This is a genomic window from Lactococcus muris, assembly GCF_042849115.1.
GTDB classification, from domain to species: Bacteria; Bacillota; Bacilli; order Lactobacillales; family Streptococcaceae; genus Lactococcus; species Lactococcus muris.
This window is the reverse complement of record NZ_BAAFQO010000006.1, coordinates 24,356-50,548: the sequence shown is the minus strand read 5'-3', so window position 1 is coordinate 50,548 and position 26,193 is coordinate 24,356. Positions and strand designations below refer to the sequence as shown.

General features: G+C 39.7%; 25 protein-coding genes. All 25 read right to left on the bottom strand.

Features of this window, described 5'->3' with window-relative positions; translation table 11 throughout:
• Positions 1-95: 95 nt before the first annotated feature.
• A complete protein-coding gene (gene dnaK / locus ACGHCK_RS04895; RefSeq protein WP_202231118.1) occupies positions 96-1,919 on the bottom strand; it encodes a molecular chaperone DnaK in 1,824 nt (607 codons plus the stop codon).
• 75 nt (positions 1,920-1,994) lie between these two features.
• A complete protein-coding gene (gene grpE, locus ACGHCK_RS04890) occupies positions 1,995-2,555 on the bottom strand; it encodes a nucleotide exchange factor GrpE (protein WP_251422693.1) in 561 nt (186 codons plus the stop codon).
• A gap of 36 nt (positions 2,556-2,591) precedes the next feature.
• Entirely contained in the window at positions 2,592-3,629 is a 1,038-nt protein-coding gene (gene hrcA / locus ACGHCK_RS04885; protein WP_251422696.1) for a heat-inducible transcriptional repressor HrcA, read from the bottom strand.
• Positions 3,630-3,774: 145 nt separating this feature from the next.
• A complete protein-coding gene (locus ACGHCK_RS04880; RefSeq protein WP_286927480.1) occupies positions 3,775-4,203 on the bottom strand; it encodes a hypothetical protein in 429 nt (142 codons plus the stop codon).
• Between the two features lie 8 nt (positions 4,204-4,211).
• On the bottom strand, positions 4,212-4,997 hold the full coding sequence (locus ACGHCK_RS04875; protein ID WP_271328235.1) for a M15 family metallopeptidase: 786 nt from the start codon (positions 4,995-4,997) through the stop codon (positions 4,212-4,214).
• Positions 4,981-5,685, bottom strand: coding sequence for a histidine phosphatase family protein (locus tag ACGHCK_RS04870; protein ID WP_202231114.1), 705 nt, complete (start codon positions 5,683-5,685; stop codon positions 4,981-4,983). Before ACGHCK_RS04870 ends, ACGHCK_RS04875 begins: the two co-directional genes overlap by 17 nt.
• A 240-nt stretch (positions 5,686-5,925) precedes the next feature.
• Complete coding sequence (locus ACGHCK_RS04865) at positions 5,926-6,852, bottom strand: hypothetical protein (protein ID WP_271328234.1); 927 nt, start codon at positions 6,850-6,852, stop codon at positions 5,926-5,928.
• A gap of 89 nt (positions 6,853-6,941) precedes the next feature.
• On the bottom strand, positions 6,942-7,622 hold the full coding sequence (locus ACGHCK_RS04860) for a hypothetical protein (RefSeq protein WP_251422708.1): 681 nt from the start codon (positions 7,620-7,622) through the stop codon (positions 6,942-6,944).
• Between the two features lie 200 nt (positions 7,623-7,822).
• Positions 7,823-8,248 carry a F0F1 ATP synthase subunit epsilon gene (locus ACGHCK_RS04855; RefSeq protein ID WP_202231111.1) on the bottom strand — a complete coding sequence of 142 codons (426 nt, stop codon included), beginning with the start codon at positions 8,246-8,248 and terminating at the stop codon, positions 7,823-7,825.
• Positions 8,249-8,265: 17 nt separating this feature from the next.
• On the bottom strand, positions 8,266-9,675 hold the full coding sequence (gene atpD, locus ACGHCK_RS04850) for a F0F1 ATP synthase subunit beta (protein WP_202231110.1): 1,410 nt from the start codon (positions 9,673-9,675) through the stop codon (positions 8,266-8,268).
• A 59-nt stretch (positions 9,676-9,734) separates the two neighbouring features.
• Positions 9,735-10,610, bottom strand: coding sequence for a F0F1 ATP synthase subunit gamma (locus ACGHCK_RS04845; protein WP_202231109.1), 876 nt, complete (start codon positions 10,608-10,610; stop codon positions 9,735-9,737).
• Positions 10,611-10,621: 11 nt separating this feature from the next.
• A complete protein-coding gene (atpA, locus tag ACGHCK_RS04840; protein ID WP_202231108.1) occupies positions 10,622-12,130 on the bottom strand; it encodes a F0F1 ATP synthase subunit alpha in 1,509 nt (502 codons plus the stop codon).
• Between the two features lie 66 nt (positions 12,131-12,196).
• Positions 12,197-12,724: a F0F1 ATP synthase subunit delta gene (locus ACGHCK_RS04835; RefSeq protein WP_271328233.1), complete on the bottom strand. Its 528-nt coding sequence runs from the start codon at positions 12,722-12,724 to the stop codon at positions 12,197-12,199.
• 14 nt (positions 12,725-12,738) lie between these two features.
• Positions 12,739-13,245 carry a F0F1 ATP synthase subunit B gene (gene atpF / locus ACGHCK_RS04830; protein WP_202231106.1) on the bottom strand — a complete coding sequence of 169 codons (507 nt, stop codon included), beginning with the start codon at positions 13,243-13,245 and terminating at the stop codon, positions 12,739-12,741.
• Between the two features lie 13 nt (positions 13,246-13,258).
• Positions 13,259-13,972, bottom strand: coding sequence for a F0F1 ATP synthase subunit A (atpB, locus tag ACGHCK_RS04825; RefSeq protein ID WP_202231105.1), 714 nt, complete (start codon positions 13,970-13,972; stop codon positions 13,259-13,261).
• Positions 13,973-14,026: 54 nt separating this feature from the next.
• On the bottom strand, positions 14,027-14,242 hold the full coding sequence (locus ACGHCK_RS04820; RefSeq protein WP_003135074.1) for a F0F1 ATP synthase subunit C: 216 nt from the start codon (positions 14,240-14,242) through the stop codon (positions 14,027-14,029).
• Between the two features lie 214 nt (positions 14,243-14,456).
• Complete coding sequence (locus tag ACGHCK_RS04815) at positions 14,457-15,233, bottom strand: alpha/beta hydrolase (protein WP_251422717.1); 777 nt, start codon at positions 15,231-15,233, stop codon at positions 14,457-14,459.
• Positions 15,234-15,385: 152 nt separating this feature from the next.
• The gene (locus ACGHCK_RS04810) at positions 15,386-17,596 is read right to left on the bottom strand and encodes a DNA internalization-related competence protein ComEC/Rec2 (RefSeq protein ID WP_251422720.1); all 2,211 of its coding nucleotides are present in this window, start codon (positions 17,594-17,596) and stop codon (positions 15,386-15,388) included.
• A gap of 20 nt (positions 17,597-17,616) precedes the next feature.
• Positions 17,617-18,267, bottom strand: coding sequence for a helix-hairpin-helix domain-containing protein (locus ACGHCK_RS04805; RefSeq protein WP_251422724.1), 651 nt, complete (start codon positions 18,265-18,267; stop codon positions 17,617-17,619).
• A gap of 48 nt (positions 18,268-18,315) precedes the next feature.
• Entirely contained in the window at positions 18,316-19,491 is a 1,176-nt protein-coding gene (locus ACGHCK_RS04800) for an SLC13 family permease (protein WP_202231101.1), read from the bottom strand.
• A 229-nt stretch (positions 19,492-19,720) separates the two neighbouring features.
• A complete protein-coding gene (locus ACGHCK_RS04795; protein ID WP_271328232.1) occupies positions 19,721-21,277 on the bottom strand; it encodes an ABC-F family ATP-binding cassette domain-containing protein in 1,557 nt (518 codons plus the stop codon).
• A 530-nt stretch (positions 21,278-21,807) separates the two neighbouring features.
• Positions 21,808-23,205, bottom strand: coding sequence for a Fe-S cluster assembly protein SufB (gene sufB / locus ACGHCK_RS04790; RefSeq protein ID WP_202231099.1), 1,398 nt, complete (start codon positions 23,203-23,205; stop codon positions 21,808-21,810).
• Positions 23,206-23,229: 24 nt separating this feature from the next.
• Positions 23,230-23,685, bottom strand: coding sequence for a Fe-S cluster assembly sulfur transfer protein SufU (gene sufU, locus ACGHCK_RS04785; protein ID WP_251422730.1), 456 nt, complete (start codon positions 23,683-23,685; stop codon positions 23,230-23,232).
• 24 nt (positions 23,686-23,709) lie between these two features.
• Positions 23,710-24,921 carry a cysteine desulfurase gene (locus tag ACGHCK_RS04780; protein ID WP_251422733.1) on the bottom strand — a complete coding sequence of 404 codons (1,212 nt, stop codon included), beginning with the start codon at positions 24,919-24,921 and terminating at the stop codon, positions 23,710-23,712.
• On the bottom strand, positions 24,921-26,177 hold the full coding sequence (gene sufD, locus ACGHCK_RS04775) for a Fe-S cluster assembly protein SufD (RefSeq protein ID WP_251422736.1): 1,257 nt from the start codon (positions 26,175-26,177) through the stop codon (positions 24,921-24,923). Before sufD ends, ACGHCK_RS04780 begins: the two co-directional genes overlap by 1 nt.
• Between the last annotated feature and the right edge of the window lie 16 nt (positions 26,178-26,193).

Genomic DNA, 26,193 nt, shown 5'->3' with positions numbered 1-26,193 from the left:
AGCATAAATCTATTCAACATAAAACCTGTTATTAAGGCACAAAAAAAGTCCAAGGGATATAACCCTTTGAACTTTTAATTTTACTTTTGACTGTCTTATTTCACTTCTTCAAAGTCACCATCAACAGTGTTGTCATCTTTAGAATCATTTTCTGTTCCCGCTGCTTGACCTGCTGCTGCTTGTTCAGCGCTTGCTTGTTCGTAAAGTTTTACTGCAAGATTTTGAGCGATTTCGCTAAGTGCTTCTGATTTTGCTTTAATGTCAGCGATATCATCGCCTTCGAGTGCCTTTTTAAGTTCTTCCTTAGCTTCTTCTGCTTTCTTAACTTCAGCTTCGTCTACTTTACCTTCAAGCTCTTTGAGTGTCTTTTCAGTTTGGAAAACAAGAGCATCTGCTTCGTTACGTGTATCTACTTCTTCTTTACGTTTTGCATCTGCTTCTGCATTTGCTTCTGCATCTTTCATCATTCTGTCGATTTCTTCATCAGAAAGACCTGAGTTAGACTTGATAACGATTGTTTGTTCTTTTTGAGTACCCAAATCTTTCGCTTTAACAGAAACAATACCATTTTTGTCAATGTCAAATGTTACTTCGATTTGTGGCACACCACGTGGTGCTGCAGGAATGTCTGTCAATTGGAAGCGGCCCAATGTTTTATTATCCGCTGCCATTGGACGTTCACCTTGAAGCACGTGGATATCAACTGCTGGTTGATTGTCTACTGCTGTTGAGAAGATTTGTGATTTAGATGTTGGGATTGTTGTATTACGTTCAATAAGTTTTGTAAAGACAGAACCCATAGTTTCGATACCAAGTGAAAGTGGAGTTACGTCAAGAAGGACAACGTCTTTAACATCACCTGAGATAACGCCACCTTGGATAGCAGCACCCATGGCAACAACTTCGTCAGGATTTACTGATTTGTTTGGAGTTTTACCTGTTTCTTTTTGCACAAGATCAACAACTGCTGGAATACGAGTTGAACCACCAACAAGGATAACTTCATCGATATCTGATGTTGAAAGTCCTGCATCCGCAAGAGCTTGACGTACAGGTTCACGAGTTGCTTCCACCAATGAAGCAGTCAATTCATCGAATTTTGCACGTGTAAGGGTCATTTCTAAGTGGAGAGGACCCGCAGCACCTGCAGTGATGAACGGCAATGAAATTTGTGTAGAAGTTACACCTGAAAGGTCTTTCTTCGCTTTTTCAGCCGCATCTTTCAAACGTTGAAGCGCCATTTTATCTTGTGAAAGGTCGATACCGTTTTCTTTTTTGAATTCAGCAACCATGTAATCGATGATGGCTTGGTCAAAGTCGTCACCACCAAGTTTGTTGTTACCTGCTGTTGCTAACACATCGAAGACACCATCACCTAACTCAAGGATAGACACGTCAAATGTACCACCACCAAGGTCGAAGACAAGGATTTTTTCATCTTTGTCTTGTTTGTCCATACCGTAAGCAAGCGCTGCTGCTGTTGGTTCATTAACGATACGTTCTACTTCAAGACCGGCAATTTTACCTGCATCTTTTGTTGCTTGACGTTGCGCATCATTAAAGTAAGCTGGAACGGTGATAACTGCTTTTTCAACTTTTTCGCCCAAGTATGCTTCAGCTGTTGCTTTTAGGTTTTGAAGAATCATTGCTGAAATTTCTTGAGGAGTGTATTCTTTACCACCAGCAGAAACTTTTTCATCTGTTCCCATTTTTGACTTGATTGAAATAACTGTATCAGGGTTTGTTACTGCTTGACGTTTCGCAGCATCACCAACTTGAATTTCACCGTTTTTAAAAGCAACAACAGATGGTGTTGTACGGTTTCCTTCTGGATTTGGAATGATTTTTGCTTCAGTTCCTTCAAGAACTGCTACTGCTGAGTTTGTTGTACCAAGGTCAATACCGATAATTTTAGACATATGCTTTACCTCTTCTTATTTTATTCTTTTTTATCTATTCTTATAGTTTAAGGACATTTCGGTCACTTTGCTTTCTTACTGTGCAACAACAACCATCGCTGGACGAAGGATGCGGTCATGGAGCTGATACCCTTTTTGGAAGACTTGAACCACATGATCTGCTGGATGTTCATCATCAACTGGAACCGTTTGAACTGCCATATGGAAGTTCGGATCAAAGGCTCCATCAGCTTTAATCTCTGTTACCCCTTCTTCTTCAAGAGCATTTATCAAACTTTCCCGCGTCATTTCTAAACCTTTTTTAACATCTTCTGTCAGACCTTCAACTGCAAGTGCACGTTCTAGGTTATCCAAACTTGGCAAAATCTTTTTGGCCAGATCTTGCGAACGGTATTTTAAGATACTTGAACGTTCTTCATTCGCACGACGTTGGATGTTTTGGATTTCTGCGCTGATGCGGAGAAACTTATTTTCCCATTCTTCAGCTCTCGCTAGGGCTTCGTCAAGTTCAGAAACTTCTTCTTCTACGATATCTTCAAGGGCTTCCTCTGTGAGTTCCTCAACTGCTTCCTCAGTCACCTCATCCACTTTTTCAGCCTGGACTTTCTTCATATCTTCTTTCTTTTTTTCAGCCATGTTGTTTCCTTTTCTTTTAAAAAATTTCATATTATATTAACTTATCTCATAGTGATTCCCATCAAGGTAACGGTAGTAGTCCATCAATTTCATACTGAGGACTTTAGCAAGTAAGTCCAGCCTACTCAAGGTTTTTTGATAATCTTGTTCTACAGGACCGATAACTGTCAAGGTCCCTAGTCCCCGATAAGGAATGACAAACTTTTGACTAATCAATGTTAAGTTTGCAAAATAGGATACATTATCAATAACTACTGAACGCATCTCCTCTGTATTTGTCAGTGCTCGTATTTCTTGCGCCATGCGCGCATCGTCACTTAAAATTTTATAAAGCTCAGACAGGTTGTCCGTCGCAAACTCAAAAACATGTTCACGCCCACTACTTGTCAGCTTTTCTGTAAGTAAGTCAGCAAATACAGTATCAAAGAGCCTTAAGACGTCCGTTGTTACTTTAAAATAACGTTGAACAATCTGCGGAATTTCCGTTCGTAACGCGTAATGCACTTCCAAAACCTTCTTACCTACCAAACGTTCCTTAATGAGATGGGTGAAGATTTGTAAATCTTGCTCACTCATACTTTTAGGAAGAACAAATTGGTTGGTACGAATCTCACCTGTCGCTAGACCCATCACTGTTAATATAGAGTGATTATCCAGAGTAACAAGCTCAAAAGACTGTAAAACTTGTTCGCTTTGAGGAACATTGAGTACAAAGGAAGTTAGACCTGTCAGACTTGACAAAATCTCACTCGCCCTTTCAAATAAGTCCGAAAGACGGTAAAATTCGCCGTCAAAGGAGCTCATAATTTCGAAAAGATCATTTTGTGTAAATTCTTCCAAGCGTAATACATTTTCAATAAAATATTTATAGCCTGAAATACTAGGTACACGTCCACTCGATGTGTGCTCTTTTTGGATAAGACCAAGATTTTCTAGCACTTTCATGTCATTTCTGATCGTTGCACTCGAAGCCTTAATTTGTTCCAGCAAGGCATTTGAACCTACTGGTGTATGTTCTTTGGCGTAAAGAGAGACAATCAAATTCAAAATCTGCTGTTGCCGTTCTGTAATCATACTTGTCTCCTTTCTTCACATTTAGCACTCGATACCCTTAAGTGCTAACAATATTATTATATCCCTTATTTGATAACTTGTCAAGAAAAAAGACCAAAAAATTAGCACTCTTTTTTATAGAGTGCTAATTTTTGGCTTTTGGTCATTAAATCAGCCCAATATCCTTGGCGACAAAGCGAATACTCAACAAGCTGACAAGGAGAACAGCTAGTGGAAACAATAGACTTAAACTTTGCTGCTGTGTGAAATACTGATAAAGCCAATCAATAATTACCAGAGCTGCTGCAACCTCCAAAAGCAGCATTCCGACATGAAAAAAGCGGATAATCAAAAGAATGATTAGAAATACAAGTAAAATTTGTATCACACTTTGCCATTGTGCGACTGGAGCTAAGACTTGATTAATAAAACTTGTGACTGTACGACTTGTATTTTGGAAAACAGTTGTGAAGGGATTAGGACTTGCTAAAAGCCTTTGTGCTACACTTATTAGAGTGTAGAGAAATAAAGCAAGGTTAGCATATAAAACAAGATGCGCTTTGTTCAACATAGATGTACGGTTCCTTTTAAACATGTTTCCTTTCATTGAGGCAGTAATTTTAGATATTCTTCAAGCGTAAGATCATGTTTTGCCATATATTTTGCGTTATCTATCCCTACATAGCGGAAATGCCAGTCTTCATAATCTACTCCCGTGGAAGACTTTCCTCCCTCAGGAAAACGTAAAATGAAGCCATAATTCGGAGCAATCTTTCTCAGCTCTGCCACAACATCTTTGGGGCTTTGATTTAAGGCATCCACTGTCGATATATCCACAGCCAAGCCGGTTTGATGTTCTGAACTTCCTGCCGGCTGTGAATAAGTTTTGACATTATTCTCTGCTTCTTCCCGGGAAATTGGCTGTCCTGTATTGTTGAGCGAACCTGCAGCACCAGCCATTTCACGCTCTACGTAGCCATTAAAAAGTTGCTCTTGATAGGCTACTGAACGATAAGCTGAGATGAGATGCTCAGAAGAATCAATGGCTTGAGCCGCTCCTAAAAATTTCTCCAGAGCTTCCGCAATGCGGCTGTCCACTTGAACACCAGCAACGGTTGTTAGATGAGGAGAGAGTTCTTCTTTAGGATGCGCTCTATTCACCAATATTAAATTCCAATCTGACTGATGTGCTTCTGGTAAATCTGACTTTTTGTTTTCAGATTTGGGACTTGAGACTGCCGATTTGTTCGAACTTGTCGTTTCTTTAGTGCCTTGTGATTGAAGTTTATTCACGGCAAGCACACACAGAAAAATAAAGGTTAGGAGAACAAAGATCCCTCCAAAAATTCTTCCTTTTTTTAATTTTTTCTTTTTAGTCTGTCTTTGCATTTTTCATCACTTCTGCTCCAAGCTTACGGTAAGCCATGGAACCAATTTCTCCAACTTCAAACTTCCCATTTTCAAAACTAAGATGTGTCACAGAGCCATTGTCTAAATTATACGGGCGTTCCATATCGGGCTGAAGCATCTTGACATAGCTCCCAATGGTCATGCCATGACTCACGACAACGATATTCTTTGCCCCAGCGGCCTCTGATTCAGCAGCCATATCCGCAAAGCCACTCATGATGCGTCCAGAGAGTTCTTCCCAGGTTTCAGCCCAGCCTGCAGTATCTACTTCATAGATTGCACGCGCCAGTTCTTCATCTGTCGGAAATTTGCCAGTAGCTCTCCAATCCTTTTCATCAAATACAATCGGAAGAACCCCATCAAATAGCTCTCCATCATAACCTCCATCAAAGGAGCCGAAACACCACTCACGGATGCGCTTGTCCATCTTGTAAGGAATATTTTGATTGTCTGAATACTCCAAGATGAAGCCCATAGTTTGAATAGTTCTTCCGGAATCAGAGGAATAGGCGCGATCAAATTTTAATCCCTTTTCTTTGAAGCCTAGCCCTAATTCCATAACACCACGTTCCCCCTCTGCTGTCAAAGGGGTGTCAGACCAGCCTTGCGCACGACCGATTGTATTGAACATTGTTTTTCCGTGCCTTACTAAATAAATCTCAACCATGAATTCACCTTGTCTTTTTTCTATTCTATATCTTAATATTATACTTTATTTCACAGCAATTGAACAGAGAAAAATAACTTCTGTTACCCAAGAGACTTGATTTCTAGCTTAGTTCTCACTCTTTTCTTGACTTGCCTGTGCAGACGCTTCACATTGGCTAAACCCGCTCAGCAAGTTTGAGATAAGCCTTACTTGTTGAAGTGTATCAAAAAAATCCCTTCTTTCAGAGATTTCTTCTTTTCACTTTCCAAAAAATTGCCGCAACCAGCTGAGTTTTTTCAACGCGCTTAGAAATAAGGCAGAAGCACAAACTCCTGTGACAGCCCCGCCAGCACTGGCAGCATTAACTGCAATAGAATGCTTACGCACTGCTTCTTTTTCGACCTGGCTTCCTTCATCTTGAATATTTGTATTTTTTGCCGTTTGTTCTCCTTCCAAAGCCACAAGTCCTTGACCTAAGCGAGTGTACGCTTTATCTGACAAAGTTGCTGTATGAGAAGCAGAGACTTGTGGTTTTGAAATTCCCTTATTGAGCAACTTTTCCACTTGTTCTTTTTTACTCTTCTCATCAGCCCTCTCGTGAAGATTAGATGTTTCTTGTCCCAAGCTTTCAAGCTCTCCTATAGGAACGACTGGCGTGATTGGGGCAGGATATTCTGGAAGAAGTGGTGCTACAGTTGGTAGAGTGAAATCAGGTTGCATTGGTATTAGTGGTGGAGCAGTTGGTGTAATAGGCTTAGGCGGTTCTACCGTTACTGGCGGAATCGTCGGAACGGTTATATCTGGTTTTATCGGTATTAGCGGTGGCATTGTTGGTGTAATGGGGTGTGGCGGTTCAGTCGTCACTGGCGGTACGATTAAATCAGGAGTTTCTGATACCTCTTGCCCCCCTGCCGTTGACGTATCAATGTTCGCCTCCTCATGCGTTAAATGGAAAGTAAGATTTTTATCGCCTGTGTGGTTCTCCGATAGGTCCCAGACGTTCTTGCCCATATCCTGCTCGGCACCCTGAGAAAAGTTTTCTGGCAAGACCATGTTATATGCTGCCGTACTCCCTTGTATCCCATCAGCAGCGGAAAGAGAGAGTGCTTTGAGAGGGGCAGGACTTGTTGTGATGCTCCCAACTAAAGCGACCGTTAAACTGATGACTTGTTTTTTATTTCTCATATAGCTTCAAAACTCCTTTCTAATGTTTTCCTTTTTGTTCACAACCCCTTTAAACGGTATATAAACATTTCTCCAGAAACTTCTGGAATTTATTTTCTCATATGCGGGCTTGTCTTAAGCAAATCTTCAAAGAAAAGTTGCCCCATGTCACCATTGATAATTTCTGTAGCACGAAGTGTACTTGCTTTATCTGTCAAAGTATGTTGAATCCGAGAATTTTTGACTTCCAAATCCAGTAATTCAACTGCTTCTTGTAGACTAGAAACTTCCTCTAGTTTTAAAACTCGAATGATGTAGTCAATGCTCTTCAAATTTAGATATCTTTCTGGAATCGGTGTACTTTTCAAGGTTTGACAGTCTAAGATTCTTTCAACATCATCAACAAGTTCTTTTCTTTTTCGACTATATTTTGGAAAAATCTGTTTGACGAGGGCTTTTCTCCCTATAGGTAATGCGTCACTCCCAAATACTTTTTTAAGTAAACCGTTCAAAAAAACGCCCAGTGCCCACAGGGAAAAGCTAACAATGAATGTCCCTAGAAAAGCCTCCAGAATAGAGCGTTCTGGCTGTCCCTCAATGAAAGAAAAATCGTTCGCAAGGTAGAAAAAAAGAACAACTATTGGTAATGCAAAGGCCAATAAGGCCGAACGATAATCGATTTTATGTTGAATTTCTTCTAAAAATTCTATCTTCAAAATTTCAAATTGATTAAGCGTTTCTTCAAGAACTTCTAAAGTTTGCATTACTTCTTCGCAATAACCCAAAGCCATATTTTCCTCCTTTCTCACACTTTTCCCCTCTTTTATTCCACATGATGTTTGAAAAAACTTTATTAATTATTCTGTAACTTATTGTGAAAACTAACGTAAAATTTGTCTTCTGTTTTACATTTTAACATTTTCATTCGATTTTTTGTTACGTTTCTGTTAAAAAATAAAAAAACATCCACTGAGAGATGTTTTGAGATTTATTAATAGTGTTTCGATACATTCAAACGGTTAATCGCACGGTGAAGTGCCACCTCTGCACGCTTAACTTCATCAGCTTTATGCGCTGCTTTTGCTTCTTCAAGTTCTTTTTCAGCACGAAGCTTCGCACGTTCAGCACGTGGAACATCAATATCTCGATTGCGTTCGGCAGAGTCTGCAATAACAGTAATCAAGCTCTCTTTCACTTCGATAATTCCACCATTCACAGCGATATAATCAACATGCTTCATATCATCAGGGCGACGCACCTTAAGTTCACTGATTTGTAAACCAGCGATGGTTGAAATCATATTGGGCAAAATCCCCATATCGCCACCGATAGTATGCGCAAGAATGTAGGTTGCATGGTGATCATAAATGACACCTGCAGGAGTGATGACCTGAACAGCCATGACATTTTCACTCATCTCGGCAACCTCCTATCCTAGTAACCCATTTTTTTAGCTTTTTCGAGAACGTCTTCGATTGGACCTACGCCACGGAAAGCATCTTCTGGGATTTCATCGTATTTGCCATCCAAGATAGCCTTAAAGTCTTCCACTGTTTTTTCAACCGGTACATAAGAGCCTGGAATACCCGTGAATGTTTCAGCAACGTTAAAGTTTTGCGAAAGGAAGAACTGAATACGACGTGCGCGGTTAACCAATACTTTTTCGTCGTCAGACAATTCATCCATACCAAGGATAGCAATGATATCTTGCAATTCTCTATAACGTTGGAGAATACGTTGCACTTCCATAGCGACCGCATAGTGATCCTCACCAACAATCTCTGGTGTAAGAGCACGAGATGAAGAAGCCAATGGGTCAACAGCTGGATAAATCCCCATCTGAGTGAGACGCCGCTCCAAGTTGGTTGTTGCATCCAAGTGAGCGAAGGCTGTTGCTGGCGCTGGGTCAGTATAGTCATCGGCTGGGACATAAATCGCTTGGATCGATGTTACAGAACCTTGTTTTGTTGAAGTGATACGTTCTTGAAGCTGCCCCATTTCAGTTGCCAATGTAGGTTGGTAACCAACAGCTGATGGCATCCGTCCTAAGAGGGCAGATACTTCTGAACCCGCTTGGGTGAAACGGAAGATGTTATCAATGAAAAGCAAAACGTCTTGTTTTTCCACATCACGGAAATATTCAGCAATTGTCAAACCAGTAAGAGCAACACGCATACGTGCTCCAGGTGGTTCATTCATTTGACCAAAGACCATGGCTGTTTTTTCAATAACGCCTGACTCTTTCATTTCCCAATAAAGGTCATTTCCTTCACGTGTACGTTCTCCAACACCCGTAAATACGGAAATCCCACCATGTTCTTGGGCAATGTTATGAATCAACTCTTGAATAAGAACTGTTTTCCCAACTCCGGCACCACCAAACAGGCCAATCTTACCGCCTTTAAGATAGGGTGCAAGCAAATCAATGACTTTAATCCCTGTAACAAGAATTTCGTTAGCTGTTGATAGCTCATCAAAAGCAGGAGCTTTCTTGTGGATAGGACTACGTTCTATATCTTCAGCAAAAGGCTTCCCTTCATCAATAGCATCTCCAAGCACATTGAAAACACGTCCAAGTGTTTCTTTACCAACAGGCACACTGATTGCTTTTCCTGTATCGAGGACCTCGAGCCCACGTGTTAAGCCATCTGTTGATTCCATAGCGATAGTGCGCACTGCGCCATCACCAAGTTCCAAAGCAACTTCGAGGACGATTTTAGTTTTCACGCCGTCTACATCTTTGTACACGATGAGGGCGTTATTAATCTCAGGCAGAGTCGCATCTGACGCAAATTCCACGTCAACAACAGGACCAATGACCTGAGTAATTTTACCAGAACTCAATGTTTTTCCTCCTAGTTTATTTTTCTGTCTTTAATTCTTTGAGAAAGATTACTTCATACTTAAAGCGCTGAAGCTCCTGCAACAATTTCCGTAATTTCTTGCGTAATTGCTGCTTGACGCGCACGATTGTATTGAATTGTCAAATCATTAATCAGTGTTTTCGCATTATCTGTGGCCGTACGCATCGCTGACATTCCGGCTGCATGTTCTGCCGTTTTTGCATCAACAATCGCGCCATAAATCATACTTTCAGCATATTGTGGCAATAATTGATCCAAAATAGCCTCACGACTCGGTTCTAACTCGAAACTGACTGGCGCCACTGTTTCTTCTACTTCCTCTGCTTCATCAAAAGTGATTGGCAGCATTCTTTGCATGTGTACTTCGCTTGTCAATGAATTAATATGATGGTTGTAACACACATAAAGCTGATCAAACTCTTCTTTTTTATAAAGCGACACCGCGTGACCTACAATCTCGCGTACTTCCTCAAAACTTGGCTGGTCAGTCAAACCACGTAATTCATAGGATAATTTGATTTTCCGAGAACGGAAGAAATCTGCTCCCACGCCTCCCAAGGCAAGAATACAGTAATCTTCTGGTCCTTGATGTTTTTCTCGAAGCTTGTTCATGACTGACTTCAAGATGTTAGAGTTGTAACCTCCTACAAGACCACGATCCGAAGTGATGACCAAATATCCTGTTTTCTTAACTGGACGTTTAATCATCATTGGATTTTTAGAAGGCCCACGATCTGCAGCAACCAAGTCTGTTGTCACTTGGCGTACCTTGTCTGCATAAATCTGATACGTTTTTGCAATCTTTTCTGACTTTTGCAACTTTGCTGCGGAGACCATCTGCATGGCCCCAGTAATATGACTTGTTTTTTCTGTTGAAGCAATTCTTGCTTTAATTTCGCTAAGTGAAGCGCCCATAATGAACCTCCTTATTTAACGTAATTTGTAGTTTTCTTGAAGGCTTTAATCGCATCATCAAGTTTTGCTTCGTCTGGTAAATCTTTAGTATCTGTAATAACCTGCAAAAGGTCAGCATAGTTTACATCGAAGAAATCAAACATTTTTGATTCAAAATCAAGAATATCTTCTACAGGAACATCGTCAAGATGTCCGTGTGTCAATGCATAAAGAATAAGGACTTGTTTCTCCACAGGAAGTGGTTTGTGCAAAGGTTGTTTTAAAACTTCAACTGTACGACGTCCACGATTGAGTTTAGCCTGTGTCGCCTCGTCAAGGTCTGAACCAAATTGTGTAAAGGCTTCAAGCTCACGGTATGAGGCCAAGTCCAGACGGAGTGTACCAGCAACTTTCTTCATCGCTTTGATTTGGGCTGCGCCCCCGACACGTGATACAGACGAACCGGCATCGATAGCTGGACGAACCCCTGAGTAGAACAGGTCATTTTCAAGGAAAATTTGTCCATCTGTGATGGAGATAACATTTGTCGCGATATAGGCAGAGATATCTCCAGCTTGTGTTTCAATGAAAGGCAAGGCAGTCATCGACCCTCCACCTAAATCATCACTCAACTGCGCTGCACGTTCCAAAAGACGTGAATGAAGATAGAAGACATCCCCTGGATAAGCTTCACGACCTGGTGGACGACGGAGCAAGAGTGAAAGTTCACGATAAGCCACGGCCTGTTTAGACAAATCATCGTAGACAATAAGCACATGCTTACCATTGTACATAAATTCTTCACCCATAGCTGCACCAGCATAAGGGGCAATGTAAAGCAAGGGTGAGGGTTGTGATGCTGAAGCTGTTACAACGATTGTGTAATCCATCGCTCCAAGTTTACGGAGAGCCTCAACCTGTGTACGAACTGTCGATTCTTTTTGACCGATAGCGACATAGATACAGATGATATCCTTCCCTTTTTGGTTAAGAATCGCATCAATAGCTACAGATGTTTTACCTGTTTGACGGTCGCCGATGATCAACTCACGTTGGCCGCGACCGATTGGTACAAGCGCATCAATGGCTTTTAGTCCAGTTTGGAGTGGTTCTGAAACTGATTTACGTTGCATAACACCTGAAGCTGGAGCTTCAACAGGACGTGTTTTACCTGTATTGATGTCGCCTAAGCCATCAACGGGCTGTCCAAGTGCATTTACAACACGACCGATGAGTTCTTCACCGACTTGAACTTCCATGATTTTACCTGTACGTTTTACTGTATCTCCTTCACGGATGTTAAGAAAATCACCAAGTACGATAATACCAACATCTGTACTGTCTAAGTTTTGTGCCATACCATATACGCCGTTCTCAAACTCGACAAGCTCACCGCTCATCGCATTTTCAAGACCATAGGCACGGGCAATACCGTCACCAACATATGTGACAACACCAGTTTCAGCGACTTCAAAATCTGGTGTAAAATTTTCAATTTGTTGTTTAATCAGTGAGCTGATTTCATTCGCTTTGATTGCCAAATGTATTTTGCTCCTTTCTGAGTTTTCATGTTAAATGGCTGAGAATTTTTCCCAAATAAGAGATAACTATAGTATCTCTTTGGCAATTTTTGCCAATTGTGATTTGACAGAAGCATCAATGATTTTTCCACGTGAATTTACGATAAAACCACCGACAATCTTTTCATCTACTGTGTTCACGATTGTTACTTCGTTCAAATCAAATTTCGATTTAGCGAGAGCAACAAATTTTTCGATTTGTGTTTCAGTTAACTTGACACTTGAAACGACCTCTACATCTGCAATCTTAAACATGTCATCTGCTGTGTTTTTGACTTCAACAAGAATGTCTGACAAGTCTGCCAAACGTCCGTTTGCACGCACAGTATCAAGGAAATTTTTCATCAAGTCTGAGGCATTTTCCTTAATCATGTCAATGACTTGCGATTTTGCAGAGGCAGAATAAACCTCTGCCCCAAAGAATGAAGCCAGGTTCTCTTCTTTAAAAAGCTGCGTCAGTTCGTTTACCTCAGGTAGAATGACTTCTAGCTGAGACCGTTCTTCCGCAACTTCAAGCAGGGCTTTACCGTATTTTTGAGCATTGACTGTTGTCATTTACAACCAACCTCCTATTCGCCAAGTTTAGCAATATAGCTGTCAATAAGTTCTGATTGTGCCTGCGCGTCCAAAGATTGTCCAATGAGCTTCTCAGCAATTTGCACAGAGATATCCGCAACATCTCCCTTAACCGAACTTAGGGCTTCTTTACGCTCTTGCTCAATATCTTCCTGAGCACGTTTCTTCACGTTTGCCGCTTCTTCATTGGCTAGAGCTAAGATGTTTGCCCGATTTTGTTTAGCTGTATCGTTAGCTGTTTGGATAATGTTTGCAGCTTCTTCTTTTGAACCCGCAAGCTCAGCTTCACGTTGCGCTAATAATGTTTCTGCTTCTTTTTTTGACAGTTCTGCAGTTGTGATATCGTTGCTGATCTTATTTGCACGTTCTTCAAAGATTCCAGTAATAGCCCCCCATGCAAATTTCCGAATCAAGAGCAGCAAGATAATAAAGGCACCACTGACAACGATAATATTCCCCAGAACTGTGTTCGGAGCAGTTTCTAATAATGTAGTAAGCATTTCTACTCCTTTCCTAGTGTTCTGCTAAAATTTTGTGACTGATATAAAGATTTGTCAAAAGAACAAATACATAAGCCTGAAGGGCTGAAATAAAGATTGAGAATGCTATCCAAGCCATCTCCAAAATCCAAACAACAGGAAGAAGGAACCATCCCGAATGAATCATCTCAGCAATTATTCCTAAAAGGACTTCACCTGCAAAAATATTACCGTAAAGACGAAGCCCCAGAGACAAAGCATTTGTAAATTCTTCCATAATTGTCATCGGAAGCATGACTTTCGGTTCTTTCCAAAAGGAATTTTTAATATAACCTTTAAAGCCAAACTGTTTTACACCAAGAGTATTGGCAAGTACAACGATTAAAATCGCTAAGGTCAAGTCAACTGTTGAGTTGGCTGTTGGGGAGCGCCATAAACTAACATCTCCTGGTGCAGTGATTTTAGTCACCAGCCCAATAATATTTGAAATCAGAAGGAAAGAAAAGAGCGTAAAACTCATGAGGGCATATTTTGGAGACTCTTTGGCACCTAGATTTTCACGTCCGATGCCGTTAATAAAGTCAACCACCCATTCAAGGACGTTTTGCTTACCTGTAGGCTTAAGTTGCATGTTGCGACTTGCCCAATAAATCAAACCAAAGACAATTAAAACGGTCAAAGCTGTCATGTAGAGAATGACACCATCAAAAGTCACTGGTCCAACATTAAATGTCCATGTCGATTCCATAACTCGTCTTCCTTTCTAAATAATTGTTGAATAAATAAGTTAAATCAACGTTTTTTAGAACAAGAAAGCCATAGCCAAAGCAATAAAGAACGTACCTTCAGCAAAGGCGACACCAAGGAACATGCTTCCACGAAGCTTACCTTCCATTTCCGGTTGACGTGCAACAGCGTTAATAAATGCTGATACAATCAATCCATCACCGATAGCGGCACCAAGTGCACTAATACCAATAGCTACTGCCTTAAGAGCTTCAATTGAGATTGTTGTCATTTAATGACCTCTTTCTATATGCGATTTTTCGCAAATTTTTATTACTATGAAATTATAGTCCTATTCAATCCGTTTGTCAAAACTTAACCTAAGATTATCATACATTTCATCTGCAATTGTTCGGTCTTTTTTGAGCAAACGTTTTCTTTATGAACAGTTTTAGTTTTTAGGAACTTTCTCTTATTATTCATTATTTTTATAAGTTTAACTTCTTTTAACTTAGGCGTTCCTCTTGCTTATATTCAATGGGCAACCATTTAAGAACTTCTTCAATCTGCTTGCTCCAATAATACCATTCATGCGTTCCAGGAGATTTCTTATAGATTAAGTCAAATCCGTTATCTTCAAGTACAGCTGATGCACGATCATTTCCTGCTACAAGATAATCTTGTTCTCCGCACCAACTGTAGAGTTTAGGTTGCGGTCCTACATGATGCTCTGCCAGATAGAGAATACTGTTCTCACTCTCATTGAACTGGTCAAGATTTCCAAATAACCCTGTCCAATAAGCCTGATTTTCAGCACTTTGTTCTTTCAAGTCTGACAGGTCCAAGGCCCCTGATAAACTGGCCGCATAACTGAAATTATTTGTTGCCAAAGCCAGCTTGAAGGCGCCATATCCTCCCATAGATAAGCCTGCAATAAAGTTTTTCTCTCTTTTGGTGCTTAGATTAGGAAAGAAATTATGAAGAACTTGTGGTAATTCCTTAGCAATCGCATCAAAATACTTCATGCCGTAGCTTGTGTTCGTATAGAAACCCAAATCAGTCGAGGGCATAACAAGTGCAAGCTGAGTATGTCGAATCAATCGGTCAATCCCTGTTCGTATCAACCATGAATCTTCGTTTCCTGACATTCCATGTAAGAGATACAGTACAGGGATGTCACTGTTCACTTCTTTTCCTGTCTTACTGGACTCTGGATAAATCACATTAAATTTACGATTCATTCCTAGTGTTTCAGAGTAATACTCAACATTTATAATAGCCATTTTTCCTCCTATCCTATTTACTTTTATCTACCCAAGTAAACGTTTCCTACTATTATAACATAAGAAATATTACATATCTCTATAATCTTATGTCTATTCAATCAAAAAAAGAGTTCTTGTCATACAATTTGACATACTCTTTTTTACAGAAATTATTTAACCGTTTGAATGACCCAGCCCTTCTTTTTATAAATAAATCGTGTTGCACCTTGTTGATCAGTCCGATAAATTTTTATATTTTCCGCATACAGGTTCTTTAAGGTTTCCTGACTAGGATGCTTGTAGCGATTGTTTTTTCCCACAGAGATAAGAGCAATCTTCGGCTTAAGATTTTTCAAAAACTCTACTTTTGAAGAACTCTTACTCCCATGATGACCGACCTTCAAAACATCCGTCTGCAGGTTGGGGTAACGTTTCTGCAAGTCCCTTTCCCCTTCTTCCTCCAAATCCCCCGTAAACAAAAATTTTTTTCCATAAAATTCACCAAAGGTTACGAGAGAGTTATCGTTGTTACTCCTTCCTTCAAGACCTGTGGCTAAAAAGTGAAGATGACCATCAAATATTGGGAGTTTATCCCCTTCTCGTGCAAAATGGACCTTACTTTTTAACTTGGACAACTTTTTAGCAAAACTTTTTTTCTTCAAGGCTGTTTCAGAGATGTAAATATGCTTTATCTTCATCTTCTGCGACAATATTTCCAAATCCCCCATATGATCTTCATCTGGATGAGTCAAGATTAGAGTTTCAACAGTCCCAATTCCCTGTGATTTAAGGTAGGGGATAAGTGTCTTCTCCGCATTACTTTTATAGGAGGCGCTTTTCCAACTTTCATCTGAGCCTAAGTTGAGTTTTCCCCCAGTATCAATGAGAATATTTCGCCGGTTCCATTTATCTTGCAAAAGAATGCTATCTCCTTGACCCACATCCACCATCGTGATGCTTGCCTGTCGTGGATTTTTAACGAGGAAAAACAATAGAAAAAGTACAGAAAATAACACTAGATTCCAAGTTTTTTTCTTGTAAAAATCAATAAAAAGACCGCTAAATCCAAAAAGTAAAAGTAAAAATAAAACGTCCGGCTTCCCTAATATCAAAGGATACTGGAACAAAGACTCCACAACTTTTATTATACTTTCCAAAAATATAAAAAAGTCATTAAAAAAAATCAAATTGATGCCCAGCAATGAAAGGAGGAAAATGAGAAGTAAGCCCGGCAAGAGTAAAAAGTCAAAGATTAAACTGAAAAATAGGGTCAGTAAGATAGATAAAGGCTGGAAACTGTGAAAATGAAAAATTAAAAGTGGAAGTACACCAACAGCTAATACCGTAGAATCAAGCAAGGTTTTTTTGATTCCTTTGACATGGTTGAACTTCCCAGAGAAAATGACCAGTAAAAAGGAGTAAATCATGGTTAGCTGTCCCCCTGCTGTCATTAAAAAATTGGTCTTAAACAAAAGCAAAAGAATAAAAGTCAAGGAAAATTTATCAACCGTTCTTTTCATGAGAAGATTTTTTTGGAGCAGAGCACGTAAAATCGACACAGATAAACCTGTAATAAAAGCATAAAAAATTGAAAAGGGGACTTGGATAAAAAATACAATAGATTGGGACAAGCCCAGTCTTAGCAAAATTTTTCGGAGCAGTTCAATGAAGAAATTTACCTGCATACCCGAAAGCGCAAAAAGATGGATAATACCAAGACTTGTATAAATGTCATTCATTTCTTCAAAATCTTTATCCAGCCAGCCAAAAAGTAAACCTGTCATATAAGAGGACATGGGTTTTGGAAAATGTTCCTGCGTCCAAAGAATAGCTTGCCTGCGTAAAAGGCGCATGTCAAAACCGTTCAAACGCTCAATCCCTTGAATTTTTTCTAACTGTACCAGACGATAAATTCCTTGACTTTTTAAATACTTTTTGTAGTCAAACCCCGAAAAATTACGCTGCTCCTCAGGTTCTTCTAGCTGCCCTTCAAAGTAAATAAGGACGTTTACATCTAGCTTTTTAAAATATTCTTGTTCCTTTTGACTTTTAAAAGTATAAAAAACTTGATAATCTTGTCCACTTGTTTCTCCTCTAAAACTTAATCGACTCCCATTGACTTCAATTGTATCAATATAGGGTTTAATCTTAGAAATTTTGTCTGGCTGTCTACTTTCTTTTATTCTTTCCGTTTCTTTAACCCAGAAGAAAAACAAGGCAAAACCCAACAAGATCAAGAGTAAGCCATAATAACCTCTATAAAAAGAAAGAACCGTACTCGCCAAAGTCAGAATGCACAGTGGCCAGGAAAAGCTGAAAATAAGAAAGTAAAATAAAACCAAAAGATAAATCAAATAAATAAGAGAAAAATTTTGCTTCATATGCTACCTGCAGTCTTCCCCTAATCTACAACTATTGAGTCTCTTAACTTTTCTAAAGTTTTGGGACCGAAGCCGCTCACTTTTCCCAAGTCCTCCACACTCTTGAAGTTTCCATTTTCAGAGCGATAGTCGATAATATCTTGTGCTTTTTTAGCGCCCACGCCACTAAGTTGCTGCAGTTCCGCCAAATCAGCTGTATTAAGGTTTATTTTTGATTTTTCCTCTTTCTCGCTTTCAGCTGTTCCTCCAGTCTCTCCTTCCAACAGTTTTCTTGTATCCACCTCTCCACGTGCAGGAACATAGACCTCTGCTTCATCTTGCAGCTTTTTCGCAAGATTTATAGCCTTTCTTTCTGCTTCTTCAGTGAAGCCCCCAGCACGTGCATTTGCATCAGATACACGCTGTTTGGCTGAAAGCTTGTAGACACCAGGCTTTCGCACGGCTCCTTTGACATCAACAAAAATATCCTCCTCAACACTTTTTCCCTCCTTAACTTCTTTTTCCGGTTTTGATTTTTTGCTATCTACAGCAGACCATTCAAGATTGTCTGACTTCTTAGTGCTGCTTTTTTCTTGCTTACCCAGATAAAGAGCACCTAGAACGACTACAATTGTAAGACTTCCGATAATTATTTTTAAATTATCTCTGATGTATTCTGATATTTTTTCCATATCTTATAATACGAAAAAACATGCAGCGCCTCACTACATGTTTTTATTTTAAGTTCCAAGGCTAACAATGATTAAACCTATCACCACTAAGACTGCAAGAAAACCTGCATTTACCAAAGCAAAATATTTTATAAATCCTGCTGTTTCTCCCCTTGCTTGTATGCGGATAATCTTGTAAGCAATCAAAGTTGCCATTGAGGCCACAAGCGTTCCAATGCCTCCAATGTCAGCACCGATAACAACTGAAATAGCATGAGGTGTAAAAGGTGAAATAAGAATCGGAGCTGCAATATTAGAGATAATTTGACTCATAAAAACCGTACCCAAAAAGGACATTTGTGGACCAACAAAGGCATTGCGAATAAAGTCAGTTAAAGTTTGGATATGAGCAATATTTCCCACAATTAAGAAGAAGAAAACAAAGGTAAAGAGCAGATGGTAATCTACCCCTTTAAAGAGAGCTGGACGGTAAAAAAGAACAATAACAGTCACGACAGCTACAGCTAAATAAAAGTTCACATAACCAAAGACTGCCGCTGCCATCAAGACCATCAAGGCAATAAAGACTGAAATTTCCAGTCGCTTAAACGTGTTAACCCTGGTCTCAATGACCAAAGGCTCATTATCAATAAATTGACAGGCCAAATTGAGAAGAAGCAAACCAGCAAGCCAAAGTAGGCCCGTCCCCTTGAAAAATTCTAAATTTGTCAAGGCTTGTCCCAAATGATGATCTGGGTTTTGATAGAAAGAATACAGATAAAGATTATGAGGATTTCCTTGCGGAAGAAGACTTGACCCTGTGTGACAGGCCGGAACAATCATAGCTGCACCGATATAGACCGATTTACGATTTTTTATCTCTCGTGTAATGGTTAAATAAAGAGGTAAGATAGTCAAAATCGTTAAATCGTTAGTAAAAAATAAAGCAAAAAAGAAGGCCAGCATTGTGGTAAATCGTACAAGCTGACGCGTTGTTTTACTTCTCTTGACTAAGCTTTGGCCGATGTAGGATAAAATACCTGTAGAGCGAAAACCAGCAATAACCAACATGAGACCAAAAACAGTGACGATAACTTTATCGTCAAAAAATTCAGTCTGGACGCCACCCATGCTTACTGAAATCACCGCAATTATAAAGGATACGAGAAAAACCTTATCAACAATAAAAAAATGGGTCAACTTTTTGAAAGTACTACTTGGCTTTCCTGTGATTTGCTGTTCCATATTTTCTCCTAAAAAAACTGATTAATTACACTCCTACAATTATACAACTTTTTTCCATGAATTTACGAAAAAGATTATAAAAAATCGTATTTTTTTAGAAGAAGTAAGAGAACAGACACAGCCAAGCCCAAAAATAGATAAAATTGACCTTTTTAAGCAAGTGATGGTTCATAACTTGCTGCGCTCCTTGCGTATCATCACTCTGATTTGCTAAAACAAAAAGTACTTTTTACAGTACTTTTGTTGTCCAAGATTCACAATTCCAAGTTTCAGTAGCCACATCTTGGTAAAACTCTGGTTCATGGGAAATCAAAAGAATTGTTCCCTTATATTCTTGCAAGGCACGCTTGAGTTCGTCCTTGGCATCCACATCCAAATGGTTAGTTGGTTCATCAAGGACAAGAACATTGCTTTCAGCATTCATTAATTTGCACAGGCGAACTTTAGCTTTTTCACCCCCACTTAAAACAGCAACTTTACTTTCGATGTGTTTTTTGGTTAAGCCACAACGCGCAAGTGCTGCACGAACTTCTGCTTGGTTCATTGCCGGAAAAGTGTCCCAAATCTCTTCCAAACATGTTTTTCCATTATCGCTTTTGACTTCTTGCTCAAAGTAGCCAATCTCTAACTTTTCACCACGTTGAACTTCACCACTAAGCGCTTTTATTTCGCCTAGGATACTGCGCAAGAGTGTTGTTTTACCAATCCCATTTGCCCCTGTAAAAACAATTTTCTGTCCACGTTCAGCTCGCAAGTTAAGCGGACGAGATAAAGGTTCAGTATAACCAATAACTAAATCCTTCGTCTCAAAAATAAGTTTACTTGAAGTTGGACCTTTTTTAAAGTCAAATTGCGGTTTTGGTCGTTCGGCACTTAGTTCAATCATGTCCATTTTATCTAACTTTTTCTGACGGGACATGGCCATATTTCGTGTAGCTACACGTGCTTTATTTCGCGCCACAAAATCTTTAAGATCTGCTATTTCTGCCTGTTGACGTTTATATGCAGCTAACTCTTGTTTTTTCTTCATTTCATAGACAGATTGAAAATCTTCGTAATTACCAACATAACGGTCTAAGGAGCCATTTTCCATATGATAAATGATGTTAATGACAGAGCTCAGGAAAGGAATGTCATGCGAAATCAAGATAAAGGCATTTTCATAGTCCAGAAGATACTGTTTAAGCCATGCAATATGTTCTTCATCCAAATAGTTTGTGGGCTCATCCAGCATCAGAATTTCGGGTTTTGTCAGCAAGAGTTTTGCCAAAAGAACCTTGGTGCGTTGGCCACCAGAAAGATCTTCAACATCACGCTCAAAACCAATCTCGTGAAGACCAAGTCCGCGCCCGATTTCTTCTACTTTAGAGTTAATTTGATAAAAATCACTTTGCTCCAGAATATCTTGCAGTTCGCCGACTTCTTCCAAAAGTTGATCCATCTCTTCTGGGGGCACATCTCCCATCTTCAGATAAAGCTCATTAATTTCCGCTTCAATATCAAAAAGGTACTGAAAGGCACTTGAAAGAACATCCCGAATCGTTTGTCCTTTTTGTAAGACTGCATGTTGATCCAAGTAACCCACGCGAACTTTTTTAGACCACTCCACTTTTCCTTCATCAGGTTGTAAAGCACCTGTGATGATATTCATAAAGGTGGATTTTCCTTCACCATTTGCCCCGACAAGCCCGACATGTTCGCCTTTAAGCAGACGAAAAGACACATTTTCAAAAATCACGCGCTCGCCAAAGCTATGGGATAAATTTTTTACATTGATAATACTCATATTACTGCTCTTTCTTTTACATACTGTTTAATAGTTTAACACAAAAAATTGAAAGTAGGAAGTTGTGTTACTTGTTCAGGAAATCTGATACATATCTGAGTTTCTGGTTAGAATAGCACCTTGCAATTTGAAAAAGTATAAAATAAATATGCCCCTCATAAAATACGAAGGACATATTTACACTTACAATATTTTTTCATCGGAAAAGCTGCGCCTTATTTATTACCCGATACGAGCGAAGATTTTCTTATGAAAATCCCTATCCGCTGATTCAATCGGGAAAAAGCTTTGCTTTTTCTTTACCCGATACAAGTGAAGATTTTCTTACGAAAATCCCTATTCGCTGATTCAATCGGGAAAAAGCTTTGCTTTTTCTTTACCCGATACAAGTGAAGATTTTCTTACGAAAATCCCTATTCGCTGATTCAATCGGGAAAAAGCTTTGCTTTTTCTTTACCCGATACGAGTGAAGATTTTCTTACGAAAATCCCTATTCGCCGATTCAATCGGGAAAAAGCTTTGCTTTTTCTTTACCCGATTGAACCCTCCATACTATAAGAAATCAATCTGTTGAGTTCTACTGCGTACTCCATTGGAAGCTCTTTTGTGAATGGTTCAATGAAGCCCATCACGATCATATCTGTGGCTTCTTTTTCTGTTAAACCACGGCTCATCAAATAGTACAACTGTTCTTCTGAGATTTTAGATACTTTAGCTTCGTGTTCCAAGGCAACTTGTGAGTTGTGAATCTCATTAAATGGAATTGTATCTGATTTTGAAATATCATCCATAATAATCGTGTCACATTCAATATGTGATTTAGAATGTGTGGAGTTTTTGTTGAAGGTTACTTGTCCACGATAGTTTACGGCTCCACCAGATTTAGAGATGGATTTAGAAATAATCGATGAGCTTGTATTTGGTGCATTATGAATCATTTTGGCACCTGTATCTTGCTCTTGATTTGCGTTAGCAAAGGCGATCGAAAGCATTGTACCACGTGCGCCAGGACCGTCTAAATAGACAGCTGGATACTTCATAGAGACACGTGAACCTAAGTTACCATCAATCCATTCCACGGTCGCATTTGCCTCTGCTTTGGCACGTTTTGTTACCAAGTTATAGACATTATCTGACCAGTTTTGAATGGTTGAATAACGCATGTATCCACCTTCTTCACAGAAGATTTCAACAACAGCAGCGTGCAAGCTGGCTGATGAATATGTTGGTGCAGTACAGCCTTCCACATATTGGATAGAAGCTCCTTCATCAACAATGATTAAAGTACGTTCAAACTGTCCTGATTTTTCGTTATTGATACGGAAATAGGCTTGGATAGGAATTTCACACTTTACTCCCTTAGGCACGTAAACGAAGCTTCCTCCAGACCAAACTGCTGAGTTCAAGGCGGCTAATTTATTGTCTGTTGGAGGGACAAGTTTTGCAAAGTATTTTTTGAAAAGATCTGGATATTCCTTCAGAGCAGAATCGGTATCGGTGAAGATGATACCAAGCTTTTCAAATTCTTCCTTCATGTTGTGGTAAACAACTTCTGACTCATATTGTGCCGAAGCTCCTGCCAAATAAGCACGCTCTGCTTCTGGGATACCGATTCTTTCAAAGGTTTCCTTAATTTCATCAGGGACTTCTTCCCAAGTACGTGCAGGTTTATCGGTGGGTTTTTGGTAATACACTACATCATCAAAATCAATGTCTGACAAATCAGGTCCCCATTCTGGGAGATCTAATTTTTTGAAGGCTTCGAAGGACTTGAGGCGGAAATCCAGCATCCATTCTGGTTCTTCTTTTGCGGCCGACATTGTACGAATAACCTCTTCTGTCAGACCTGTTCCTGTAGACATGACTAATTCAGCATTATCATGAAAACCAAATTTATATTCTTCTAATACTGGAACTTCTTCTGTCATTATTTTCCTCTCTTTATTTGCATTCTAGTGAGATTCAGATACGGTAGCACTACCATCTGTCTCAATCGCTTTTTTCAGGGCATTCCACGCCAGAGTTGAACATTTTACCCGTTGCGGAAATTTAGAAACTCCTGCAAGGAATTGTGCGTCTCCTAAGCGCTCTTGCGCAGGATCTTCGTGTCCCGTCACCATTTCTGAAAAAATCCGTGCCAATTCCAAAGCTTCTGCTTTTGTCTTGCCAATCACAGCTTCCGTCATCATTGAAGCAGATGCTGTTGAAATTGTACAACCGTGCCCACTAAAGGCAATGTCGCTAATCTTATCTTCTGTAAACGCAACAGTCAAGCGAATAACATCACCGCAGGTTGGATTGTTCAAATCAACAACACAAGCCTGCTGGAGTTCACCTGCATGGCGCGGAGCAGAAGAGTGATCAAGAATTACTGCACGGTATAAATTATCTAATTTTGAAAGTGCCATTCTTTTTCTCCGTTTTTCTTAATACTATAAGCCGAAAAACTCTTTTGTCTTCAAAAGAGCGTCCACAAGTTTATCGCAGTCTTCCTTCGTATTATAAATATAAAAACTTGCGCGTGCAGTTGATGATTGACCAAGGTAATTCAACAAAGGCTGTGCACAATGATGACCAGCGCGTACAGCAACACCTTCCATATCCAAAGCTGTGGCTAAATCGTGAGGATGGAGGCCTTGAATATTAAAAGCAATCACACCACTTCGCTCTTCCACTGCTTCCGGGCCATAAATTTCTAAACCGTCAATCGCTTTTAGTTTAGGCATCACATAGGCCACAAGCTCTTGCTCATAGCGATGAATATTGTCCATTCCTATTGCTTCAAGGTAATCAATGGCTGCTCCGAGCGCGATAGCACCTGCAATATTTGGCGTACCTGCCTCAAATTTCCACGGCAACTCGGTCCATGTCGAGTGACTTTCATAAACAAAGTCAATCATTTCCCCACCAAACTCGATAGGGTTCATTTGATCAAGTAAAGCCTCTTTTCCATAGAGGACACCAATTCCTGTTGGACCACACATTTTATGACCCGAAAAAGCAAAGAAATCCACATCCAAGTCTTGGACATCAATTTTCATATGCGGGACAGATTGTGCACCGTCAACAACAAAATAAGCACCGTAGTGATGAACCGACTCAGCAATTTCCTTAATCGGAGTAATCGATCCTAAAACATTTGAGGCATGGGTTAAACTTACAAACTTTGTTTTGGCAGTCAGTTTTTCCTTTAAGTCATCAATGTCCAAAGCACCATCTTTCAGATAAACAATCTTCAAAAGAGCCCCTGTTTTTTCAGCGACTTGTTGCCAAGGGACAAAGTTTGAATGGTGCTCTGCAACAGAAATAATAATCTCATCACCTGCTGTTAAAACTTGCTCTGCAAACTTTGTAACCCAATTTAAGCCCGTTGTCGTCCCACGTGTAAACAATACTTCCTTCGTAGATGCAGCATGAATAAACTTTCGCACCTTTTCACGGGCTGCCTCATAATCTGCCGTTGCACGCTCTGCTAGAGTATGAACCCCACGATGGACATTGGCATTATCATGTTCATAATATTTTGTCAAAATATCCAATACCTGCTGTGGCTTTTGGGTGGTGGCTGCATTGTCCAAGTAGACTAATGGTTCATCATTAACTTTTTGATTAAGAATTTTAAAGTCTTTTTTTAAGTCAATCATTAGATTGCCAACTTTCTCTCGATAATTGAGATAAATTCATCACGAACAGCTTTAATCGGAATCTCAGTCACAACTGCACCGAGGAAACCTCGAATAACAAGACGTTTGGCTGTTGTTTCATCTAAGCCTCGACTCATAAGATAGTACATATCCTCAGGATCGACCTGACCGATAGAAGCTGCGTGACCTGCAGTTACGTCATTTTCCTCAATCAGCAAAATAGGATTTGCATCACTGCGGGCACGGTCTGAAAGCATTAATACTCGGCTTTCTTGTTGCGCATCTGCCCCTTTAGCGCCACGCATGATTTGACCTATTCCATTAAAAGTCAATGTGCCTCGATCAAGAATAACGCCATGTTGCAAGATATGTCCTACTGAATTACGGCCAAAGTTTGTCACACGAGTATCAATCCCTTGGATTTGTTTCCCCATAGATAATCCAACAACTTTGATTTGTGAATGACTGCCATCACCTTTAAGATCACTGTCAAAATCACAAACAACATTGCCATCATTCATTGTTCCGATAGACCAATCAATTGTAGCATTATTTGCTAAATGACCACGGCGGCTGATATAGGCTGTCACATGTTCCCCTAAACGATCGATAGCGGCAAACTTCACTTGCGCGCCTTCAAGGGCAATGACTTCGATAGAAATATTTCCTGTAACCTTAACATTCCCGTCACCGATACTTTCCAAGCGTTCCAAATAATCAAGCTTACTGTTACGGCCAGCAATAATTAAGATGTGTTTATTGAAAGGCAAATCGGACTCAGAATCTTGATAGAACTTTGCTTCTACAGGGACATCAATTTCGACATTGTCCGGAATATATAAGACCGCACCGGAATTAAAACTAGCAACATTACTTGCTGCTAAACGATTTTCTTTATAACTCACAGCCTTGCCGAAATAAGTTTCGACTATCTCAGGAATTTCTTCCATTGCTGAGGCAAAATCAGTGAAAACAACACCTTTTTCAGCCAAATCTGGACGCATTTGTTCCATAACATTTTGACTTCCCACTTGTACCAAAAGTGGATGGTTAGGCAATTCTGTAAAGCTTGGTACATTTCCACTTGGCTCAGAATCCCCTATCTCTGTATTATCCAAGCCCCAACGATTGAATTTCACACGCTCAATATTAGGCATCTCTAACTCTGTCATAGCCTCAAAAGCTGTTTGACGTAAATCTGACAACCAATTTGGTTCAGCATGCATGAGCGAGAAATCTTTTATTTTTTCATTCATTTAATTGTATCTCCAT

What these genes read in the sequence shown, in the direction of transcription:
- ACGHCK_RS04780 (WP_251422733.1), bottom strand. Translation starts at nt 24,921, where the DNA reads ATGATTGACTTAAAAAAAGACTTTAAAATTCTTAATCAAAAAGTTAAT.
- ACGHCK_RS04880 (WP_286927480.1), bottom strand. Translation starts at nt 4,203, where the DNA reads ATGTTTAAAAGGAACCGTACATCTATGTTGAACAAAGCGCATCTTGTT.
- ACGHCK_RS04795 (WP_271328232.1), bottom strand. Translation starts at nt 21,277, where the DNA reads ATGAGTATTATCAATGTAAAAAATTTATCCCATAGCTTTGGCGAGCGC.
- sufD (WP_251422736.1), bottom strand. Translation starts at nt 26,177, where the DNA reads ATGAATGAAAAAATAAAAGATTTCTCGCTCATGCATGCTGAACCAAAT.
- sufB (WP_202231099.1), bottom strand. Translation starts at nt 23,205, where the DNA reads ATGACAGAAGAAGTTCCAGTATTAGAAGAATATAAATTTGGTTTTCAT.
- atpB (WP_202231105.1), bottom strand. Translation starts at nt 13,972, where the DNA reads ATGGAATCGACATGGACATTTAATGTTGGACCAGTGACTTTTGATGGT.
- ACGHCK_RS04865 (WP_271328234.1), bottom strand. Translation starts at nt 6,852, where the DNA reads ATGAGAAATAAAAAACAAGTCATCAGTTTAACGGTCGCTTTAGTTGGG.
- ACGHCK_RS04805 (WP_251422724.1), bottom strand. Translation starts at nt 18,267, where the DNA reads ATGGAAAAAATATCAGAATACATCAGAGATAATTTAAAAATAATTATC.
- grpE (WP_251422693.1), bottom strand. Translation starts at nt 2,555, where the DNA reads ATGGCTGAAAAAAAGAAAGAAGATATGAAGAAAGTCCAGGCTGAAAAA.
- dnaK (WP_202231118.1), bottom strand. Translation starts at nt 1,919, where the DNA reads ATGTCTAAAATTATCGGTATTGACCTTGGTACAACAAACTCAGCAGTA.
- atpF (WP_202231106.1), bottom strand. Translation starts at nt 13,245, where the DNA reads ATGCTTACTACATTATTAGAAACTGCTCCGAACACAGTTCTGGGGAAT.
- ACGHCK_RS04820 (WP_003135074.1), bottom strand. Translation starts at nt 14,242, where the DNA reads ATGACAACAATCTCAATTGAAGCTCTTAAGGCAGTAGCTATTGGTATT.
- ACGHCK_RS04845 (WP_202231109.1), bottom strand. Translation starts at nt 10,610, where the DNA reads ATGGGCGCTTCACTTAGCGAAATTAAAGCAAGAATTGCTTCAACAGAA.
- ACGHCK_RS04815 (WP_251422717.1), bottom strand. Translation starts at nt 15,233, where the DNA reads ATGGCTATTATAAATGTTGAGTATTACTCTGAAACACTAGGAATGAAT.
- ACGHCK_RS04835 (WP_271328233.1), bottom strand. Translation starts at nt 12,724, where the DNA reads ATGACAACAGTCAATGCTCAAAAATACGGTAAAGCCCTGCTTGAAGTT.
- ACGHCK_RS04875 (WP_271328235.1), bottom strand. Translation starts at nt 4,997, where the DNA reads ATGCAAAGACAGACTAAAAAGAAAAAATTAAAAAAAGGAAGAATTTTT.
- ACGHCK_RS04860 (WP_251422708.1), bottom strand. Translation starts at nt 7,622, where the DNA reads ATGGCTTTGGGTTATTGCGAAGAAGTAATGCAAACTTTAGAAGTTCTT.
- hrcA (WP_251422696.1), bottom strand. Translation starts at nt 3,629, where the DNA reads ATGATTACAGAACGGCAACAGCAGATTTTGAATTTGATTGTCTCTCTT.
- ACGHCK_RS04870 (WP_202231114.1), bottom strand. Translation starts at nt 5,685, where the DNA reads ATGGTTGAGATTTATTTAGTAAGGCACGGAAAAACAATGTTCAATACA.
- ACGHCK_RS04800 (WP_202231101.1), bottom strand. Translation starts at nt 19,491, where the DNA reads ATGGAACAGCAAATCACAGGAAAGCCAAGTAGTACTTTCAAAAAGTTG.
- ACGHCK_RS04810 (WP_251422720.1), bottom strand. Translation starts at nt 17,596, where the DNA reads ATGAAGCAAAATTTTTCTCTTATTTATTTGATTTATCTTTTGGTTTTA.
- sufU (WP_251422730.1), bottom strand. Translation starts at nt 23,685, where the DNA reads ATGGCACTTTCAAAATTAGATAATTTATACCGTGCAGTAATTCTTGAT.
- ACGHCK_RS04855 (WP_202231111.1), bottom strand. Translation starts at nt 8,248, where the DNA reads ATGAGTGAAAATGTCATGGCTGTTCAGGTCATCACTCCTGCAGGTGTC.